Source organism: uncultured Gemmiger sp. (assembly GCF_934561205.1).
In the GTDB taxonomy this organism is placed as follows: Bacteria; Bacillota; Clostridia; order Oscillospirales; family Ruminococcaceae; genus Gemmiger.
In genome coordinates this window covers 24797-40499 of the sequence record NZ_CAKTFU010000012.1, presented here as the reverse complement: position 1 = coordinate 40499, position 15703 = coordinate 24797, and the positions used below count along the sequence as shown (strand labels likewise).

Sequence of the window (15703 nt, the reverse complement as noted above, 5' to 3'; positions counted from 1 at the left end):
CCACGCCGTAGATTTTGAGAAAAGTCTACGGCGTTTTTTTCTGCCCAAATCTGAGAGGAGGTGCAGCCACAATGTACTTTACGAACGGCAGCAGCCGTGCGTTTGAAATGCTCATGCGGGGAAAGCCCGGCTTTGACCGCTACGAAAACGGCGGCTGTGCCGACTGTGAGGATTGCAATACCTGTCACTTTTACCGTCCGCATTGGAAGTACCAGTTCTGTGTGTACGCGGAATGTCCGTATGAGCCGGGCAAGCTGACCGTCCTCCGGCGCGGCACGGCGAAGTGAGCGAAAGGAGCTGATAACCTATGGCAGTATTTCGGGTGGAGCGCAACAGCGGGTACACCGTCATGTCAAACCACCATCTGCGAAACAAGGAACTGACCTTGAAAGCCAAAGGGCTGTTGTCGCAAATGCTGTCCCTGCCGGAGGATTGGGACTATACCCTTGCAGGGCTGTCCCATATCAACCGTGAGAGCATCGACGCGATTCGCACCGCCGTATGGGAGCTTGAAAAAGCCGGATATATCCTGCGGCGGCAGGGGCGCGACGAAAAAGGCAAAATGACTGCTATCGAATACACCATCTATGAGCAACCGCAGCCGATGTTGGAAAATCCAATACCGGGTAAACCGATGTTGGAAAATCCGACAACGGATAATCCGACGTCGGAAAATCCAACGCAATTAAATAAAGATAGAACAAGAACTAACTTACCAAAGAAAGAAAAATCAATTACGGATCTATCAAATACCGATTCCTTTCCTATCCTTTCCCCTGACCCCTCACCTTGCAGGGCTGCGCCGGAACGGAAAGGAACGGAAGCGTTCAAACAGAGTGCCGTAGATATTTACCGTGAAATCATCATGGAGAATATCGAGTACGACGCGCTCATGCAGAACCCGAAAATGGACAAGGAGCGTTTGGACGAGATTGTAGACCTCATGCTGGAAACTGTCTGCTCTGCGCGAAAGACGCTCCGCATCGCTGGCGACGATTACCCCGCCGAGCTGGTAAAGAGTAAATTTTTGAAGCTGAACAGCAGCCACATTGAGTTTGTCATGGACTGTATGCGGGAGAACACCACGAAGATCCGCAACATCAAGCAATATCTGCGGGCGGTGCTGTTCAACGCTCCGTCTACCATCGACAACTACTATACCGCCCTTGTCGCGCACGATATGGCAAGCCCTGATTGGGGAAAGCCAAAATCAGGCATCCCGGACTATTCCTGTTCGCCGGACGAGAGCCTATGAGAATATGGCTGATTTGGCGGGTGCGCCCGCCCTGACTGCGGCAGAAAAATCGAAAGGAGTGATAACCGTTGCAGGAAGAAGTGACCCGAAAGACGATTGCCCTTGCAATCAAGACGGCAAAGCTGGACGGAAAGATGCTGCAAGCCGCGCTGCGAAAGCTCTTGCAGCTCTACCGCAAGGCGAGGGACACGCCCCATCGCGGCAAGCAAACGCTGAAACAGCTTATGCGGCACGGCACGGGCGTTTCCAATATCGAAATCACCGATGCGAATATCAAAGCCTTTGAAAGCACGGCGAAGAAATACGGCATTGACTTTGCGCTGAAAAAGGCAGATGACCGATACCTTGTGTTTTTCAAGGGACGGGACGCGGACGTGCTGACGGCGGCGTTTCGGGAGTTTTCCAAGAAAAAGCTGGATAAGGAGCGCAAGCCCTCCGTGCGGCGCGACCTTGCCGAGAAGAAAGCCGAAGCCGCGCAGACCGCCAAGCGGGACAAGGTGAAAAATATGGACAGGGGGATTGACCGATGAAGCCGGAAATCAAAAAGCAAGTCATACTCCATCTCCCGTACCTTGCCTTTGTCTATCTGTTTGGAAAGGTCGGACAGGCGTTCCGGCTGGCGCAGGGTGCGGACCTGTCTGCAAAGCTGCTGCATATCGGACAGGGCTTCTCCGCTGCCTTTGCAAGTGCCGCCCCCAGCTTTCATCCCACCGATCTGCTGATGGGGCTTGCCGCAGCCGTCATTATCCGGCTGGTGGTCTACTCCAAGCAGAAAAACGCCAAGAAATACCGCAAGGGCATGGAGTACGGCACGGCGCGTTGGGGTACAGCGGCAGACATCAAGCCGTTCATTGATCCCGTCTTTGACAACAATGTGCTGCTGACGCAGACGGAACGGCTGATGATGTCCAACCGCCCCAAAGACCCGAAGAACGCAAGAAACAAGAATATTCTTGTCATCGGCGGCTCTGGCAGCGGCAAAACACGGTTTTTCTGCAAGCCCAATATCATGCAGCTTCACAGTTCGTATGTCATTACTGACCCCAAAGGCAGTTTGATTTGCGAGGTGGGACAGCTTTTGCAGCGGGCAAAATACCGCATTGCCGTTCTCAACACCATCAACTTTTCCAAGAGTATGCACTATAACCCCTTTGCGTATTTGCGCACGGAGAAAGACATTTTGAAACTGGTCAATACCATCATCGTCAATACCAAGGGCGAGGGCGCACAAAGCACCGAAGATTTTTGGGTGAAAGCGGAGCGCCTTTATTACACGGCGCTGATCGGCTATATCCACTACGAAGCGCCGGAGGAAGAAAAGAACTTCATCACCCTGCTTGACATGATAAATGCCAGCGACACCCGCGAGGACGACGAGGATTATAAAAATCCCGTGGATCTTCTATTTGACCGATTGGAGGAACGCGAGCCGGAGCATTTTGCCGTGAAGCAGTACCGCAAATACAAATTGGCTGCGGGAAAAACCGCCAAGAGCATCTTGATTTCCTGCGGCGCACGGCTTGCACCCTTTGACATCAAAGAGCTGCGCGACCTGATGGCGTATGACGAAATGGAGCTTGATACCATTGGAGATAAGAAAACGGCGCTGTTCCTCATTATGAGCGACACCGATTCAACCTTTAACTTTGTCATTGCCATTCTGCAATCCCAGCTCACAAATCTGCTGTGCGATAAGGCCGACGATGTGTACGGCGGGCGGCTGCCTGTTCATGTGAGGTTCATCCTCGACGAATTTGCGAACATTGGACAAATCCCGCAGTTCGACAAGTTAATTGCCACCATCCGAAGCCGTGAAATATCGGCTTCTATTATTTTACAGTCGCAAAGCCAGCTCAAAGCGATCTATCGGGATAACGCCGATACGATTGTAGGCAACTGCGACACAATGCTGTTTTTAGGCGGTAAGGAGAAAACCACCCTGAAAGAAATCTCGGAGATATTGGGCAAGGAAACCATCGACAGCTTCAATACCTCAGAGAATCGGGGCAAGGAAATCTCCCACGGCTTAAATTATCAAAAATTAGGAAAGGAGCTGATGACGCAGGACGAAATCGCAACGATGGACGGCGGAATGTGTATCTTGCAGCTACGCGGTGTGCGCCCGTTTTTCTCCAAGAAGTACGACATCACCAAGCACCCGCGCTATAAGTACCTGTCCGACGCCGACAAGAAAAACACCTTTGATGTAGAACGCTACATTCAGGTACAGCGAAAAAAGAAGAAACATCCCTCGGCGGTGATTGCGCCGGAGGAACCGTTTGACCTCTATGAGATTGAGTTGTCCGACAAGGACGCTGATTTTACCGCCGCAGAATAACGCGGCAAAAAGGAGCTGTTTATGGAACTCTCGAATTATCAGGCATTTATGGAATGTATGCGCAAGTGGGAAAAGATTGGCTGCAACATTCTCTGCGGTCTTGCCCTTTGGGAGCAGATGCAGGATTGTGACAGGCGCGGTGTTCCCTATACAGACATTGACATTGAAGCGGTTTCGCAGGATGTAGCCTACCGCCTTATGATGTCGCATGACAGGCTGTATGCACTCGCCCTGTACGAATGGACAGAGCAGCACTTCGCCCAGAACAGCGATACTTCCGATGCCGCAGCCGGAGAAAACGGCTGCGATTTTCCTACACACAACAATTCAACATGATTTTATGGAGGTACGAATATGGCATTTTTCAATAGCGCAGTTGGTGTTTTGCAGACCCTCGTGATCGCGCTCGGCGCAGGCCTTGGCATTTGGGGTGTGATTAACCTCTTGGAGGGCTATGGCTCGGACAATCCCGGCGCTAAGTCCCAGGGCATGAAGCAGCTCATGGCAGGCGGCGGCGTTGCCTTGATCGGCGGCGTTCTTGTCCCGCTGCTCTCCGGCCTGTTCAGCTAACCGATTCTGAAATACACCGCCGCGCCGTCCCTCTAACCGGGGCGGCGCGGGAAAGGAGGTGCTGCCTTTTGATTATTGATTGGCTGGAGGAATGGTTTAAGGGCGTTCTGATTGACGGAATCATCGGCAACCTATCGGGGCTGTTCGATACGGTGAATACAAAGGTGGGTGAAATTGCCGCTGATGTCGGAGCGACGCCGCAGGACTGGAACTCCGGCATTTTCAATATGATCCGCAATCTGTCCGAATCCGTCATTATCCCGATTGCGGGTGCAATTCTCGCATTTGTAATGACCTACGAGCTGATCCAGATGGTGACAGAGAAAAACAATCTGCACGACATTGACACCTTTATGTTCTTCAAATGGGTGTTCAAAACCTACGCGGCTGTTTTGATCGTCACGAACACTTGGAATATCGTCATGGGCGTTTTTGACGCGGCGCAGCAGGTCGTCAATCAGAGCGCAGGCGTGATAATCGGCAATACCAGCATTGACATAGATTCCCTTGTGGGCGATCTGCAAACGTCGCTGGAAGCTATGAGCCTTGGCGGATTGATTGGGCTGTGGTTTCAATCCCTGTTTGTCGGGCTGACCATGAACATTCTTTCCATCTGCATCATGCTGGTGGTCTACGGGAGAATGATTGAAATATATCTTGTGACCTCGCTGGGACCCATCCCGCTTGCTACCATGACAAACGGAGAATGGCGCAATGTCGGGCAAAACTATCTGAAATCTCTGCTGGCGCTGGGCTTTCAGGCGTTCTTGATTATGGTGGTCGTGGGCATCTACTCGGTCTTGATCCAGAGCATTTCCGCGACGGGCGACGTGTCCGGCGCGATCTGGCTGGCAATGGGCTATACGGTGCTGTTGTGCTTCTGCCTGTTCAAAACGGGCAGTATGGCAAAGGCCGTGTTCAGCGCCCATTGACGGAGGGCTTGCCTATCGGAACGTACAACATCATTTACGCAGACCCGCCGTGGCGCTATGAACAGAGAAAGGTACAGGGCGCAGCAGAAAATCACTATCCCACCATGAGCATTGACGAGCTTTGCGCCCTGCCCGTGCCGGAGCTGGCGGCGAAAGACTGCGCCCTGTTCCTCTGGGCGACCTTTCCGCAGCTTCCCGAAGCCCTGCGGCTGATCCGCGCATGGGGCTTTCGGTATAAAACCGTTGCGTTCGTCTGGCTCAAACGCAACCGTAAAAGTCCGTCATGGTTTTACGGCATGGGCTACTGGACACGCAGCAATGCGGAAATCTGTCTGCTGGCGACCAAGGGCAAACCCAAACGGCAGTCGGCAGGCGTACATCAGTTTATCATCAGTCCCATTGAGCAGCACAGTAAAAAGCCGGATGAAGCGCGGAACAAGATTCTTGCGCTCATGGGCGATCTGCCCCGCGTGGAGCTGTTCGCCCGGCAGAAAACGCTGGGCTGGGACGTATGGGGCAATGAAATTGCAAGCGATATTACGCTTGCGGAAAGGAGTTAGCGCATGGCCTATGTGAACGTGCCAAAGGATTTGACGAAAATTAAATCCAAGGTGCTTTTCAATTTAACAAAGCGGCAGCTTATTTGTTTTGGGCTGGCGGCGCTCATGGGAGTGCCGCTTTTCTTTTTGCTCAAAGGCGGCATCGGAACGACGGCTGCGGCAATGGTGATGATCGTTGTCATGCTCCCCGGCTTTCTGTTCGGGGTGTATGAGAAGAACGGACAGCCCCTTGAAGTGGTAGGGCGGCAGATCATAGAAAGCTGCTTTCTGCGCCCCAAGGAACGCCCCTATCAGACCGTCAACGCATACGACGCCCTTGTGCGTCAATATCAAATGGAACAGGAGGTAAAGGCGATTGTCGAAAAGAGCAGGCAGCGCGGAAGCAAAAAGCATGGCGGACAAGCCCAAGCTCACCCGCGCCGAAAGAAAACAAATTGAAGCCGTCATTCGTAAATATCGCGGCGACGGCAAACCCCACACCGCGCAGGACACGATACCCTATCAGCTGATGTACCCGGATGGCATCTGCTATCTCGGAAATAGGCGCTATTCGCAGAGCATCGAGTTTTACGACATCAATTATCAGCTTGCCCAGCAGGACGACCAGACAGCGATTTTTGAATATCTCTGTGACCTGTATAACTATCTGGACGCTTCCATTCATGTGCAGCTCACCTTTGTCAATCGCAAGACTGACCGGGAGCAGCTTGCGCGGAGCTTTGAGATCCCGCCCTGCAATGATGGCTTAGACCCGATCCGGCAGGAGCAGACGGACATTCTCAAACGGCAGCTCGCCCGCGGCAACAACGGCAATGTGAAAACCAAGTACATCACTTATACCATTGAAGCCGATAACCTCAAGGCGGCGCGGGCAAGGCTGTCGCGTATCTCGCTGGATATTCAGGGCTACTTCAAAATCATGGGTGCGGTGTCCCGTGTGCTGGACGGCAAGGAGCGTTTGGAGGTGCTGCACGGCATCATGCACCCGGATGGAGAACGCTTCAACTTTGACTGGAAGTGGCTTGCCGCTGGCGGGCTTTCCACCAAGGACTTTATCGCGCCGTCCTCCTTTGCGTTCAAGAACAGCCGTATGTTCCAGATGGGCGGCAAGCTCTGTGCAGCGAGCTTCCTGCAAATCCTCACGCCGGAGCTGAATGACAGGGTGCTGACCGACTTCCTTGATACGGAATCCGGCCTTGTGGTCAATCTCCATGTGCAGGCTTTGGAGCAGACGGAAGCGGTGAAGATGGTGAAGCGCAAAATCACCGACCTCGATGCAATGAAAATTCAGGAGCAGAAAAAGGCTGTCCGCGACGGCTACGATATGGATATTCTGCCGTCCGACCTTGCCACCTACGGCGGCGAAGCCAAAAAGCTGTTGAATGAGCTGCAAAGCCGGAATGAGCGGTATTTTCTGCTGACATTCCTTGTGCTGAATTACGGCGATACCAAACGTAAGCTGGAAAACGACGTGTTCCGCGCCGCTGGTGTGGCGCAGAAATATAACTGCACCCTGACGCGGCTGGACTTCCAGCAGGAGCGTGGGCTTGTGTCCTCGCTGCCGCTGGGGGAAAACCAAATCCATATCACGCGGGGCATGACGACCTCGGCCGTGGCGATCATCGTTCCCTTTGTGACGCAGGAGCTATTTCAAGGTGGCGATTCCCTCTATTACGGGCTGAACGCCAAATCCGGCAACATGATTATGCTTGACCGCAAAAATGCACGTTCGCCCAACGGCCTTGTATTCGGCACACCGGGCGGCGGCAAATCATTCTCCTGCAAGAGGGAAATGATCGGCGTGCTGCTGAAAACCCACGATCATGTGCTGGTATGTGACCCGGAGGGCGAATATGCGCCGCTGGTAAAGCTGCTGCATGGGCAGATCATCAAGCTCTCGCCCACCAGCCGCGACTACCTGAATCCGCTGGACATCAACCTGAACTATTCCGAGGACGAAAACCCGCTGGCTCTTAAATCCGACTTTGTGCTGTCCCTCTGTGAGCTGATTATGGGCGGCAAGACCGGGCTGGAAGCCATTGAGCGCACCGTGATCGACCGCGCTGTGCAGCGTATCTATCAGCCCTACTTTGCAGACCCGCGCCCGGAGAATATGCCGATTCTCTCCGACCTCCACGCCGCGCTGACAGCGCAGCATTTGCCGGAAGCCGACCGCGTGGCGCAGGCGCTTGACCTGTATGTGTCGGGATCGCTCAATTTCTTCAACAACCGAACGACGGTAGACATTGACAACCGCTTTGTCTGCTTTGACATCAAGGAGCTGCCGAAGAACCTGAAAAAGCCGGGGATGTTGGTGATTCAGGATCAGGTTTGGAATCGCGTCACCCGCAACCGCAACACAGGCGTATCGACGTGGTACTACGCAGACGAATTTCACTTGTTACTGAAAGAGCCGCAGACCGCAGCATACAGCGCGGAGATCTGGAAGCGTTTCAGAAAATGGGGCGGTGTGCCGACAGGTGCGACGCAGAACGTCAAGGATCTGCTGTCCAGCCCGGAAATCGAAAATATTCTGGAAAATTCAGACTTCATCTGTATGCTCAACCAAGCGGCGGGCGACCGCAAAATTCTTGCTGAACGTCTGAATATCTCGCCGGAGCAGCTAAAGTTCGTCACCAACTCCCCACCCGGCGAAGGACTGCTGTTCTTTGAAAATGTGATTCTGCCCTTTGCAGATAAGTTCCCACGGGACACCGAGCTTTACCGCATCATGTCCACCAAACCGAGCGAGGTGAACGGCGTATGACGATGGAGCTTGATACCATTCTCTGCGGAGACAGTCTGAATGTGCTGAAAGCCCTGCCGGAGAGCAGCGTTCATTGCTGCGTGACCTCGCCGCCCTACTACGGACTGCGGGATTACGGCATGGACGCACAGATCGGGCGGGAAGCCACGCCGGAGGAATACATTTCGCGGCTGACAGCGGTATTCCGCGAGGTGCGCCGAGTGCTGCGCCCGGATGGAACCTTGTGGGTAAATATCGCGGACAGCTATTGCGGCACAGGTAGCAAGGGCGATACCCGCGACCCCAAATATCCGCAGGGACGCAACGGGCAGAACATTTCCCTCTGCCAAGCGGTGCGGGGCTGCAAACAAAAGGACATGATCGGGATTCCGTGGATGCTGGCTTTTGCGCTCCGCGCCGACGGCTGGTATCTGCGCAATGACGTGATTTGGGCAAAGGGAAATCCCATGCCGGAGAGTACCAAAGACCGCTGCACCCGCAGCCATGAGCATATTTTCATGCTCACCAAGAGCAGGCGCTATTTCTATGACTGGCTTGCCATTGCCGAACCCATTGCCCCCACGACCGCCCTGCGCAAAAAGGCAGGGCGCGGCGTGGGCAAATATTCCACTCCCGTGCCGGGACAGCCGCAGACGCAGAATATCAATAAGCCGAGGGAAAAAGGCAGCATCACCGACGACATGATCTCGCCCGTCCGAGCAAAGCGCGATGTGTGGTTTATCAACACCGTGCCTTACAAGGGCGGGCATTTTGCCGCCTATCCGCCCCTGCTGGCAGAAACCTGTATTCTGGCAGGTTGTCCCAATGGCGGCATTGTCCTTGACCCGTTTATGGGCAGCGGCACAACGGGGCTTGCGGCGAAGCGGCACGGCAGGCATTACATTGGCATCGAACTGAACACGGAGTTTTGTTCCCTTGCACGGGAACGGATCGGAGGTGATACCCATTGAAAGAATTTAAGCCCCGCGATAAGCTCACCCAGCGCATGACCCGCGACGGCGCAGTGCTGGACAATCAGACCACGGGTGAAGAAATCTATATTTCCGAGCGCGACGCGGAAAAACAGCTTTCCCCGGATGGGCAGCCCGTCCAGATGGGAAAACGCGACACACCTATGAATCCGGCAGAGGATGCCCCAAAGCACGGGCGGCAGCTCCGCCCGCAGGAGCAAAAAGAGCCGGAAAAGGAGCAGCCAAAGCCGCAGCAGCCAAGCGCCGAGCCGTTTCAGCCGCAGGGCGGCAGCCCCATTTCTCATATCCCGCAGGACATTCCAACGTCCGCTGTGCCGGGCGGTACAGCGGAAAAGCTCATTGACCGTGCGGCCGCAGAGCATGACGCACACAAGGCGCGGCAGACAGCGCGGATGTCCCGCGATGCGGCGCAGCAGCGGTATTCTGCGTCCCGTTTGCAGTTTTCCGAGGAAGAACGCGCCGTGCCGGAGCTGCACAAGCATATCCACCGTGCGGAAAAGGCCGCTGACAAGCTGGATGCGGCGCAGGCAGCGATCCCCAAGAAACGGGTGCTGCGCAAGGAACGTGTCTTTGATGAAGCCAGCGGCACAGCCAAGACCAAGCTGCGCTTTGATACCGTGGATAAGTCCCCGCCCAAGCTGAAACCGAATCCGTTAGGCCGTCCGCTGCGGGAGGTCGCAGTACAGGCGCACGGAAAAATCCATGAGGTCGAGCATGAGAACGTCGGCGTGGAAAGTGGGCATAAGGCAGAGGAACTTGCCGAGCATGGCGCAGGCGGTGCAATTTGCTGGGGGCGCCGTCACCGCAAGCTGAAACCCTACCGCGCTGCGGAAAAGGCCGAGCGCAAAGCCGTAAATGCCAATGCAGAATATCTCTACCAAAAGGCGCTGCATGATAACCCTGAAATGCTCTCCGGCAATCCGCTTAATCGCTTTTTCCAGAAGCAGCGTCTAAAGCGTGAGTACGCCAAGGCTGCACGAACGGCAAAGGCTGCGGGCAGCACCGCGCAGGCAACCGCCAAAAGCGCCGAAAAAACCGCAGAAGCCACGGCGACGGCAGCGAAAAAAGCGGCAGAAAAGGCAAAGGAAGCAGCGGAGTTTGTTGCCCGCCATTGGAAAGGTGTGCTGGTCGTTCTGGCTGGTTTTCTGCTGATTGTCATGCTGATCGGCGGGCTGCAATCCTGCTCTGCGCTGGTGGGCGCGGCTGGCGGCGGTGTGGCAGCATCCAGCTACCAGTCGGAGGACGCGGACATTCTTGCCGCCGAAGCCGCCTACTGTGCGCTGGAAGCCGAGCTGCAAGAATATCTCGACACCTATGAACGCACCCATGATTACGACGAATACCACTATGACCTTGACGAAATCAAGCACGATCCCTATGTCCTGGCATCTATCCTCTCCGCGTTGCATGACGGCGCATGGACGGCAAGCGAGGTGCAAGGGACGCTGCAAATGCTCTTTGAAAAACAATATATTCTCACGGAAACCGTCGTGACCGAGGTGCGCTACCGCACCGTCACCCGGACAGACAGCGAGGGCAACGAGTACGAGGTAGAAGTTCCGTATAACTATTACATCTGTACCGTCGAGCTGGAAAACTTCGATCTCTCGCATATCCCCGTCTATATCATGGACGAAGAAACGCTGTCCAAATATGCGCTGTATATGTCGGTGCTGGGCAATAAGCCGGAGCTGTTCGGGGATAGCGAGTATATCCCCAAGTACATCACAAACCGCCCGGAGGGATATGAGATTCCGCCCTCTGCAATGGAGGACGAAACCTTTGCCGCCGTTATCACAGAAGCCGAAAAGTATTTGGGGAACCCCTATGTGTGGGGCGGCAGCAGTCCGTCCACCTCCTTTGACTGCTCCGGCTTTGTGAGCTGGGTGCTGACAAACAGCGGTGTGTGCAATACGGGCAGGCTGGGCGCACAGGGACTTTACAACATTTCCACCCCTGTTTCCAACCCGCAGCCGGGTGACCTCGTGTTTTTCGTCGGAACATACGATACACCGGGCGTTAGCCATGTGGGAATCTACGTCGGCAATTCCATGATGATCCATTGCGGAGATCCGATCTCCTATTCCAACCTGAACAGCAGCTATTGGCAGGCGCATTTCTACGCCTACGCCAGACCGCCGTATAACTAAGGAGGTCGGTCATGCTGACGCTGATTCCTGTTTCTCTTGCGCAGGCGAACGAGTTTGTGCGGCAGCATCACCGCCACCACAAGCCCGTTGCCGGACACAAGTTTTCCATTGGCTGTGCTGAAAATGGGCGGCTTTGTGCCGTTGCCATTGTGGGACGGCCTGTGAGCCGCTATTTGGACGACGGCTTTACGCTGGAGGTCAACCGCCTGTGCAGCGATGGCACGAAGAACGCTTGCAGCATCCTCTATGCGGCAGCGGCACGGGCTGCGCGGGCGATGGGCTACCACAAAATTATCACCTACACCTTAGACACCGAAAGCGGCGCGAGCCTACGCGCCGCAGGCTGGACGAACGCCGGACTTGCGGGCGGCAAGGCATGGACAGGCAGCCGCCGTCCTGCCCAGCCGCTCTATCCGGCACAAATGAAATACCGCTATGAAAAGCGGTTGAATGAAAGGAGCTGCTAACCTATGGCTATGAGTAAAATTGACCGCATTGACCGTGAGATCGAAAAGACCCGCGGCAAAATCACCGAGTATCAAAACAGGCTGAAAGAGCTGGAAGCTCAGCGTACCGAGCAGGAGAACTTTGAAATCGTTAATCTTGTCCGCTCTATGTGCATGAGCCGCGACGAGCTGATGAACTTCCTGCGCGGCGGCGGCAACGACGCGCCGCCCGTGGAAACTGCCTATCACGAACAGGAGGACATGACCGATGACGAGGAATAAGCATTTTCGCTCTGTATTCGCCGCGCTGCTCTGCGCGGTGCTGTGCATGACGGCCTTTGCCACCGTCGCCTATGCAGACGGCGGCGACTACTACGATGACGAGCTGCCGCCCGAAACGTGGCAGGAGGAAACGCAGCCGGAGGACAATACGATTGTCCCCGGCGCTCCGTTCACCGAGGACGGCATCGCCACGACCCGCGATCTTCTCTATGATAAACACACAAACAAGCAGTTTATCACCGTGGAAACCCGAAATGGGCATACGCTGTATATCGTCATTGACTATGACAAGCTGCTGGACGAGGAAGAAGAACGCTATCAGACATATTTCTTAAATCCCGTGGACGAAGCCGACCTGATGGCGCTGTTGGAGGACGACAGCCAGAATACGCCCATTGTCTGCTCCTGCACCGAAAAATGCACCGCTGGCAAGGTCAATACGAACTGCGCCCTCTGCAAAACGGATATGACGAATTGTGCCGGAAAGGAAGCGACGCCGGAGGAACCCGAACAGCCCGACGAGCCGACGCCGGAGAAGAAAAACAATGCGGGCGGCATCCTGATCCTTGTACTGTTCCTTGCTGCGGGTGGCGGCGGTGCGCTGTGGTACTTCAAGCTGCGCAAGCCGAAATCCAGCGTCAAGGGCGGCGACGAGCTGGACGAGTTCGATTTTGACGAGGATGATGAAGCCGAAGAATACGGGGATGATGAGGACGCAGACAGCGCCAACAATCCCGATGAACAGGAGAATGAAGAATGAGCGTTTTGATTATTTGTGAAAAACCATCCGTGGCAAAGACTGTTGCCCTTGCGTTGGGCGCTGCCGAGCAAAAGGACGGGTATCTTTCCGGCGACGGGCTGCTGGTGTCGTGGTGCATCGGGCATCTTATCAGCATGGCAGACGCAGGCAGCTATGACGAGCGATACAAAAAATGGCGCTATGAGGATCTTCCCATTCTGCCGCAGACGTGGAAATATGCCCCTACTCCCGGCAAGGAAAAGCAGCTTGCCGTTTTGAAAGAGCTGCTGCACCGCAGCGATGTTTCCGAGGTGGTGAACGGCTGCGACGCCGGGCGCGAGGGTGAGCTGATTTTCCGCTTTGTCTATGAGCAGGCCGGATGCACGAAGCCCTTTTCCCGTCTTTGGATTTCCTCAATGGAGGACAGCGCCATCCGCGAGGGCTTTGCCGGACGCAGAGCCGGAACGGAATACGACGCGCTGTATCAATCGGCGCTGTGCCGTGCGCGGGCAGATTGGCTTGTAGGCATCAATGCGACGCGGCTTTTCTCCGTGCTGTATCACAAGACCCTGAATGTGGGACGGGTGCTTTCGCCTACGCTGAATCTGCTGGTGGAGCGCGACGGAAAAATTACGATGTTCCACAAGGAGAAATACCACATCGTGCATATCGGCTGCGGCGGCGTGGACGCGGAAAGCGGACGCATTTCCGACGCTGCCGCTGCGGATGCGCTGAAAACGGCTTGCGAAGCGTCGCAGGCCGTTTGCGTTTCTCTCAAAAAGGAAAGGAAAACTGCGCTGCCGCCGAAGCTCTTTGACCTTACCTTGTTGCAGAGGGAAGCCAACCGCGTTTACGGCTTTACCGCCAAGCAGACCCTTGACTATGCGCAAAGCCTGTATGAAAAGCGCTTCCTGACCTATCCCCGCACCGACAGCAATTATCTCACCGAGGATATGGCGCAGACGGCAACCGATCTCGTTGCGGCGCTGCTGCCAGTGCTTCCCTTTATGCAGGGCGCAGAGCTTGCGCCGGAGATCAGGCGCGTCATCAACAGCGCCAAGGTTTCCGACCACCACGCGATTATTCCCACGACGGCCTTTGCAGGCAACGGCTTTGACGGACTGCCGGAGAGTGAAAAGAAGCTGATGTCCCTTGTCTGCTGCAAGCTGCTGTGCGCCGTTGCCGCGCCGCAGGAGTATGAAACCGTTACGGCGGTTTTTGACTGCGGCGGCAAGCCGTTCACCGCCAAGGGCAAAACGATCCTGACGGCAGGCTGGAAAGACATTGACGCCCGTTTCCGCGCCACGCTCAAAGCCAAGCCGGACGAGGACAGCGCAGAGGATGCGGCGCTGCCGGAGCTTGCCGAGGGGCAGATTTTTGAAACGGTCACGGTATCCGTTTCCGAGCATTACACCACGCCGCCCAAGCCCTACACCGAGGATTCGCTTCTGTCCGCAATGGAGAACGCGGGCAAGGAGGATATGCCGGAGGATGCAGAGCGGCAAGGGCTGGGAACTCCGGCAACGCGGGCAGCGATGATTGAAAAGCTGCTCTCTGCCGGATTTGTCGAGCGCAAGGGCAAAAGTCTTGTGCCGACCAAGGACGGCATCAATCTCGCCGTTATTCTGCCGGATATGCTGAAATCGCCGCTGCTCACCGCTGAATGGGAAACCCGCCTGACGGAGATCGCCAAGGGCAGCGACGACCCGCAGAGCTTCATGCAGGGAATCGAGGATATGACGCGGGAACTGGTGAAGCGGTATTCCCACATCACCGAGGACGGCAAAAAGCTGTTCGCGCCGGAAAAGGAAGCAGTCGGCATCTGCCCCCGCTGCAAAAGCCATGTCTATGAGGGCAAGAAGAATTTCTACTGCTCTGACCGCTCCTGCCGCTTTGTCATGTGGAAGAATGACAAGTTCTTTGAAAGCCGGAGAACCGTCTTTTCCAAGAAGATCGCCGCCGCGCTCCTAAAGGACGGCAAGGCAAAAGTCAAGGGGCTGTACTCCGAGCGCACGGGCAAGACCTATGACGGGACGGTGCTGCTGTGTGATACGGGAGAAAAGTATGTGAACTACCGTATCGAACAGAGAAAATGATTCGGCTGAATGACGCGCAGCATCGCAGAGTGAAAAAGCTGACCCGATGCCATTGCGCCAACAATGTGCGCGGGTGCTGTCTGCTGCTGGACGACGGCGAGCCGTGCGTCTGTGTGCAGGCCATCAGCTATTCGCTGCTCTGCCGATACTTCCGGGAAGCGGTGCTGCCCGCAGACCGGGAGCTGTGCGCGGATATTGCAGCCACGGCGGACACCCGCAAGAAATGCGAGCTGTGCGGCAAGCCCTTTCCCGCCCGCAGCAACCGTGCAAAATACTGTGACCGCTGTGCGCCCTATGCTGCCCGACGCAATGCAGCCGAGCGCAAGCGCCGCCAGCGGGCAAAAGCGCGGTGTGTCACGGTTTAGGGGCTTCAAAAGCCTTGCGGCAAGCGGTTTTCCAGACACGCTTTTGGAGTACGCAGGGTATTCCTATGGAAACTGCGGAAAACGGCTTTGAAAGCGTGACAGAACGCATTTTACGGAGATAAAAGAACGATTCAGTAACGCAGCAAGCATAGGGAGTGTGGCTACAACTCCCGAAAATCGCCGTCCGGCACAGACCGGGCGGCGATTGCTTGTTGGGATAGTCCCAAACCCT

At 55.4% G+C, this 15703-nt stretch carries 17 protein-coding genes; all 17 read left to right on the top strand.

The genetic code is table 11. The features are described 5' to 3' along the window. Nucleotides 1-71 precede the first annotated feature (71 nt). The 17 genes from Q0I19_RS08295 (at nucleotide 72) to Q0I19_RS08215 (ending at nucleotide 15471) form a co-directional block, all read left to right on the top strand. A complete protein-coding gene (locus Q0I19_RS08295; RefSeq protein ID WP_212821602.1) occupies nucleotides 72-287 on the top strand; it encodes a hypothetical protein in 216 nt (71 codons plus the stop codon). 20 nt (nucleotides 288-307) lie between these two features. Continuing rightward, nucleotides 308-1255 (top strand): DUF6017 domain-containing protein, encoded by a 948-nt coding sequence (locus Q0I19_RS08290; RefSeq protein WP_294761521.1) that lies wholly within the window; start codon nucleotides 308-310, stop codon nucleotides 1253-1255. Between the two features lie 68 nt (nucleotides 1256-1323). Next, nucleotides 1324-1785: a PcfB family protein gene (locus Q0I19_RS08285; protein ID WP_294761523.1), complete on the top strand. Its 462-nt coding sequence runs from the start codon at nucleotides 1324-1326 to the stop codon at nucleotides 1783-1785. Further along, complete coding sequence (locus tag Q0I19_RS08280) at nucleotides 1782-3593, top strand: VirD4-like conjugal transfer protein, CD1115 family (protein WP_296023576.1); 1812 nt, start codon at nucleotides 1782-1784, stop codon at nucleotides 3591-3593. The genes Q0I19_RS08285 and Q0I19_RS08280 overlap by 4 nt, the downstream gene beginning before the upstream one ends. Nucleotides 3594-3614: 21 nt before the next feature. Then, nucleotides 3615-3929: a hypothetical protein gene (locus Q0I19_RS08275; RefSeq protein ID WP_294761529.1), complete on the top strand. Its 315-nt coding sequence runs from the start codon at nucleotides 3615-3617 to the stop codon at nucleotides 3927-3929. An 18-nt stretch (nucleotides 3930-3947) separates the two neighbouring features. After that, on the top strand, nucleotides 3948-4163 hold the full coding sequence (locus Q0I19_RS08270) for a Maff2 family mobile element protein (RefSeq protein WP_173849741.1): 216 nt from the start codon (nucleotides 3948-3950) through the stop codon (nucleotides 4161-4163). Nucleotides 4164-4231: 68 nt separating this feature from the next. Continuing rightward, the gene (locus Q0I19_RS08265; protein WP_294761533.1) at nucleotides 4232-5095 is read left to right on the top strand and encodes a VirB6/TrbL-like conjugal transfer protein, CD1112 family; all 864 of its coding nucleotides are present in this window, start codon (nucleotides 4232-4234) and stop codon (nucleotides 5093-5095) included. An 8-nt stretch (nucleotides 5096-5103) separates the two neighbouring features. After that, nucleotides 5104-5655 (top strand): MT-A70 family methyltransferase, encoded by a 552-nt coding sequence (locus Q0I19_RS08260; protein WP_294761536.1) that lies wholly within the window; start codon nucleotides 5104-5106, stop codon nucleotides 5653-5655. A 3-nt stretch (nucleotides 5656-5658) separates the two neighbouring features. Continuing rightward, a complete protein-coding gene (locus tag Q0I19_RS08255; protein WP_294761537.1) occupies nucleotides 5659-6093 on the top strand; it encodes a PrgI family protein in 435 nt (144 codons plus the stop codon). After that, nucleotides 6047-8422, top strand: coding sequence for a VirB4-like conjugal transfer ATPase, CD1110 family (locus Q0I19_RS08250; RefSeq protein WP_296023596.1), 2376 nt, complete (start codon nucleotides 6047-6049; stop codon nucleotides 8420-8422). The genes Q0I19_RS08255 and Q0I19_RS08250 overlap by 47 nt, the downstream gene beginning before the upstream one ends. Further along, nucleotides 8419-9372, top strand: a complete 954-nt coding sequence (locus tag Q0I19_RS08245; protein ID WP_294761540.1) for a site-specific DNA-methyltransferase — start codon at nucleotides 8419-8421, stop codon at nucleotides 9370-9372. The genes Q0I19_RS08250 and Q0I19_RS08245 overlap by 4 nt, the downstream gene beginning before the upstream one ends. Nucleotides 9373-9407: 35 nt before the next feature. Beyond that, a complete protein-coding gene (locus Q0I19_RS08240) occupies nucleotides 9408-11543 on the top strand; it encodes a C40 family peptidase (RefSeq protein WP_294761600.1) in 2136 nt (711 codons plus the stop codon). Between the two features lie 11 nt (nucleotides 11544-11554). Further along, complete coding sequence (locus Q0I19_RS08235) at nucleotides 11555-12010, top strand: XF1762 family protein (RefSeq protein ID WP_294761543.1); 456 nt, start codon at nucleotides 11555-11557, stop codon at nucleotides 12008-12010. Nucleotides 12011-12013: 3 nt separating this feature from the next. Further along, nucleotides 12014-12271: a DUF4315 family protein gene (locus Q0I19_RS08230; protein ID WP_173849605.1), complete on the top strand. Its 258-nt coding sequence runs from the start codon at nucleotides 12014-12016 to the stop codon at nucleotides 12269-12271. Then, the gene (locus Q0I19_RS08225; RefSeq protein ID WP_296023573.1) at nucleotides 12258-13031 is read left to right on the top strand and encodes a DUF4366 domain-containing protein; all 774 of its coding nucleotides are present in this window, start codon (nucleotides 12258-12260) and stop codon (nucleotides 13029-13031) included. The genes Q0I19_RS08230 and Q0I19_RS08225 overlap by 14 nt, the downstream gene beginning before the upstream one ends. Continuing rightward, nucleotides 13028-15106 carry a DNA topoisomerase 3 gene (locus Q0I19_RS08220; protein WP_294761546.1) on the top strand — a complete coding sequence of 693 codons (2079 nt, stop codon included), beginning with the start codon at nucleotides 13028-13030 and terminating at the stop codon, nucleotides 15104-15106. Before Q0I19_RS08225 ends, Q0I19_RS08220 begins: the two co-directional genes overlap by 4 nt. Beyond that, entirely contained in the window at nucleotides 15103-15471 is a 369-nt protein-coding gene (locus Q0I19_RS08215; RefSeq protein ID WP_294761548.1) for a cysteine-rich VLP protein, read from the top strand. The genes Q0I19_RS08220 and Q0I19_RS08215 overlap by 4 nt, the downstream gene beginning before the upstream one ends. Nucleotides 15472-15703 lie beyond the last annotated feature (232 nt).